Below are 3827 nucleotides of genomic sequence, written 5' to 3'. Positions count from 1 at the left end.
TTATCCGCAGCAGCCCATAATGCGAAGGAAGGCGGCCGCACCGCTGGAAATCCGCGGGGTTCCAGCTTCCGCGAGCGGGATTTGCTCAGCATTATTTTGTGCCGGACCTTTGCTGTCGTTTTGACAAGCAGAGGAATCAATAATGTTGAATGCTGATTACGAGCTCATCGCCGAGCTCAGAATTGTACTGACCAACCAACGATACAGCCCGGTGGTGATCGGCAACTACTGCGCCTATGCGCGCGGGTTCGTCGAATACCTTGCACAGCAGAACATCGATGTTGTGGAGGTGACCGAGACGCAGGTGGTTCATTACCTGCATCATGCGGTAGCGCTGTTCCGGAAGCGCCATGGTCGATCTCCGGGGCCATACTGGCACTCTATCCCGCGCTCCGGAATCCATGCCTTGCTGCGGCTTGCACAGGGCCAATGGCCGTCCCCGCCGAAAGCGACCTGCGCGGCCGACGCACTGCGCTTTGCCATCTGCGACGAGTACGAGACCTGGCTGCGCGAAGAACGAGGCCTTGCTACGGCCAGCATCGACGCGCTGATGTGGGAGGGCCGTAACTTTCTGGTCTGGCAGCTCGATCGGCACGGTCCCGACAGCCTGATGGCAATGACCGTCAGCGACATCGACCGTTACATGGACACGCGCAGCCCTCATCAGACGCGCCGGTCTGTGAAGGATGTGGCGGAGCGCCTTCGCTCGATGCTGCGCTATCTCCATCGAACAGGGCGCGTCGCCATCGATTTATCGCCGCATGTCATCGCCCCCTTGCTCTATGCGTATGAAGGGGTGCCATCGATCCTTACGCCCGATCAGGTCACGGCGGTTTTGCAGTCCTCGGGGGAGGATAAGACGCCGACGGGCCTGCGGGATCATGCCATCCTGCAATTGCTGGCGACCTATGGCTTGAGATCGGGCGAAATCTGCAACCTGCGGATCGAGGATATCGACTGGCGGGCGGAAGTGATCCGCATCAGGCACACCAAGACCCGGGCCAACTCATTCCTGCCATTGATGGCGCCGGTGGGTGAGGCCGTGCTCGCCTATCTGCAGACGGGGCGGCCTGTCACAAATGCTCGCGAGATCTTTGTCCGAACACGCGCGCCTTATCGTAAGCTCGGCATGCTGGCCAATATGGTGCGGCGGCGGCTTACGACTGCCGGGATCACGCCGGCTGGTAAAAGCGGCTCCCATATCTTCCGCCATGCACGCGCCGTCGAAATGCTGCGCGCCGCCGTGCCGCAGAAGGTGATCGGCGATCTGCTCGGGCATCGCTCTACGGAGTCCACAGCTCCCTATCTGAAGCTCGCCACCGAGGACCTTCGGGCCATCGCGCTCGACGTGCCGGGACGGGAGGTGCGGTCATGACGAACTGGCCCGACCCTGATCGCAAGCTGATCGCGCGGTACATTGCAGGCCTCAACCTGCGCACCACGCAGAGCCCCATCTACTACAAGCAGGCGCTCAACATCTTCCAGGATGTCGCCGAACGCCACGGCAAGCTCGACAAGGACATGCTGGTGGCATGGTTGCATGTGTCGCCTGGCCGGTGGGCCTCGACGACACGGCTGCACCGCACCCGGATTATCGACCGTTTCCTCGATCACCTTGAAGAAACCGGAGCGATCGAACGCAATCCCGTCGCCAGTCTGCGTGAGGCTTGCAATATCAAACAGTGCAAGCCGGTGTGGCGCGCGCTGGCCTCCAGCGATCCGGATCGCGCGCTTGCCGAACTATACCGACCCAGGCCATTCGGCAGTGTGCTGGGCAACATGATGGCTGAGCACGTCACATTGATGCGCAACCGGGGTTACAAATACACTGCGCAAGCGATGCGGCTATGGCGGCTCGACCGCTTTCTTCAGCTAAACCCGGAGCTTCAGGACCAGCCGCTCGAGGTGATGCTTGAACACTGGTCCGCGGCGAAAACGACGCGCAATCATCCCAACGAGTGCGAAAAGCTCCGACGGGTCCTCACGAAAATCCTGCGCCATCAGGACCCATCGATCCCGCCCCGCCGACCTGACCCGCGCCCAGAAAAGGAAGTGGCCAGACATTGGCGAAAACCGCATATTTACACACCGTCCGATGTGCTGCGTATGCTCGACATCGCCCGCTCTTACCCTTCACCTCGATCGCCGCTTCGTCCGTCGAGCATCTACACCATGCTGCTGCTCGCCTATTGCGCCGGTCTGCGGCGAAGCGAACTGGCTCGCCTCGATCTTGGTGACGTGGACTTCCAAGGCGGCACGATCACGATCCGCCAAACCAAGTTCTACAAGACCAGGATACTGCCGCTGCCCGACAGTGTGATGGTAGAACTTCGATCATATACGGAAGCGCGACGCCGCGCCGGTGGGTTCCTTGATCCGCGCTCCGGCCTGTTCTGGCACGAACAGCGTGGTGACCGCTATACGAAGCAGGCCGTCGCCTGGCTGCTGGTTGACGTCATACGCCGCGCCGGGCTGAAGCCGCCTCGGGGGCGAACTGGACCTCGCCTGCACGATCTGCGGCATTCGATGGTCGTGAACCGGATCCTCGAATGGTACGAGGCAGGCATCAATCCGCAGGATCGTCTGCCGTTCCTTGCGACCTATCTCGGCCATCGGGACATCAACTCGACCCTGGTCTACATCACCGTCACGCAGGACTTGCTGCATCACGCCAATGAGCGGTTCCGCGTGCTGGGCGCGCCATGCCTCAATATCGGGCAGGAGGTGCGGGCATGAGCAAGAACAATCAGTTCCCGTGGCTGATGCGCGCGTTCTTCTACGAGTGGCTGGTCGAGCAGCGCAATGCCTCCATCCATACGGTCCGGTCGTATCGCGATGCCTGGCGACTCTTCCTCCGGTTCGTCGCAAAGCGCTCAGGCAAGAAGGTGGCGATGATCACGCTGGCGGATCTAACCGCCGGAGAGGTCATTGCGTTCCTCGGTCACGCCGAACACGAACGCGGCGGCAAGATCGGCACGCGAAACTGCCGGCTTGCAGCGATACGCAGCTTCTTCAACTTCGTTGCAACCAAGGATCCCGGATCGATCGCCCAGTGCGTCGAAATCCTCAACATCCCGATTAAGCGCGGTCCGGTGTCGGAACCCTGCTATCTGGACCCGGCGGAAGTGACGGCTATCCTGGCTCAGCCTGATCGTTCGACACTCGAAGGTATGCGCGACCACGCCTTGCTCTCGTTCCTCTACAACAGCGGCGCGCGAATACAGGAAGCGCTCGATCTGTGCCCCGATGCGGTCCGGTTCGACAGTCCGAGCTGCGTGCGCCTCACCGGAAAGGGTCGAAAAGAACGCATCTGCCCGCTCTGGCCGGAAACCGTGATATTGTTGCAGAAGCTGCTCGAACGGCAACCACGGGCGCCAAACCAGAGGCTGTTCGTTAACCGCTATGGCGAACCGCTCAGCGCATCGGGGGTCCGGTTCAAGCTTGCCGCCTATGTGAAGGCAGCGGCCGAAACCTCACCAACCCTGCGCGACAAGCATGTGACGCCCCACGCCTTCCGGCATGCAACCGCCGTGCATCTCATATCGGCGGGCGTCGACGTCACGGTCATCCGTAGCTGGCTCGGTCATGTGAGCCTCGACACAACCAACCACTACGCCAGAGCCAACCTCGAAACAAAGCGCAAGGCATTGGAAAAGGTCGGTGCTCCCGAAACACCCACCCGCCAGCCCTCGTGGAAACGCGATACGAGCGTTCTCGCCTGGCTCGACACGCTCTGAAATAATGCGGAGGAAGGTGGCCCGAAACCCCGAACTTTAGGCAATCTGGCCGCCTTCCTTCGCATTATGGGTTGCTGCGGATAACTCAAG

The 3827-nt window shown here is 61.0% G+C and carries 3 protein-coding genes; all 3 read left to right on the top strand.

The window, feature by feature from the left end:
* The first annotated feature begins 142 nt into the window (after positions 1-142).
* Genes FG152_RS26990 through FG152_RS26980 form a run of 3 tightly spaced genes read left to right on the top strand, consistent with a single transcriptional unit; the run spans position 143 to position 3737 of the window.
* A complete protein-coding gene (locus FG152_RS26990) occupies positions 143-1375 on the top strand; it encodes a site-specific integrase (protein WP_125302982.1) in 1233 nt (410 codons plus the stop codon).
* Entirely contained in the window at positions 1372-2736 is a 1365-nt protein-coding gene (locus FG152_RS26985; RefSeq protein WP_125302979.1) for a tyrosine-type recombinase/integrase, read from the top strand. The genes FG152_RS26990 and FG152_RS26985 overlap by 4 nt, the downstream gene beginning before the upstream one ends.
* Positions 2733-3737, top strand: coding sequence for a site-specific integrase (locus tag FG152_RS26980; RefSeq protein ID WP_125302977.1), 1005 nt, complete (start codon positions 2733-2735; stop codon positions 3735-3737). The genes FG152_RS26985 and FG152_RS26980 overlap by 4 nt, the downstream gene beginning before the upstream one ends.
* Positions 3738-3827 lie beyond the last annotated feature (90 nt).

The organism is Ochrobactrum sp. XJ1 (assembly GCF_024701725.1).
In the GTDB taxonomy this organism is placed as follows: domain Bacteria; phylum Pseudomonadota; class Alphaproteobacteria; order Rhizobiales; family Rhizobiaceae; genus Brucella; species Brucella anthropi.
The sequence above is the reverse complement of the archived record's forward strand: the minus strand, read 5'-3'. Positions and strand labels throughout refer to the sequence as shown.

Excerpts from the sequence above, each read along its gene's own strand:
- FG152_RS26985 (WP_125302979.1), top strand. The coding sequence starts at position 1,372 with ATGACGAACTGGCCCGACCCTGATCGCAAGCTGATCGCGCGGTACATT.
- FG152_RS26990 (WP_125302982.1), top strand. The coding sequence starts at position 143 with ATGTTGAATGCTGATTACGAGCTCATCGCCGAGCTCAGAATTGTACTG.
- FG152_RS26980 (WP_125302977.1), top strand. The coding sequence starts at position 2,733 with ATGAGCAAGAACAATCAGTTCCCGTGGCTGATGCGCGCGTTCTTCTAC.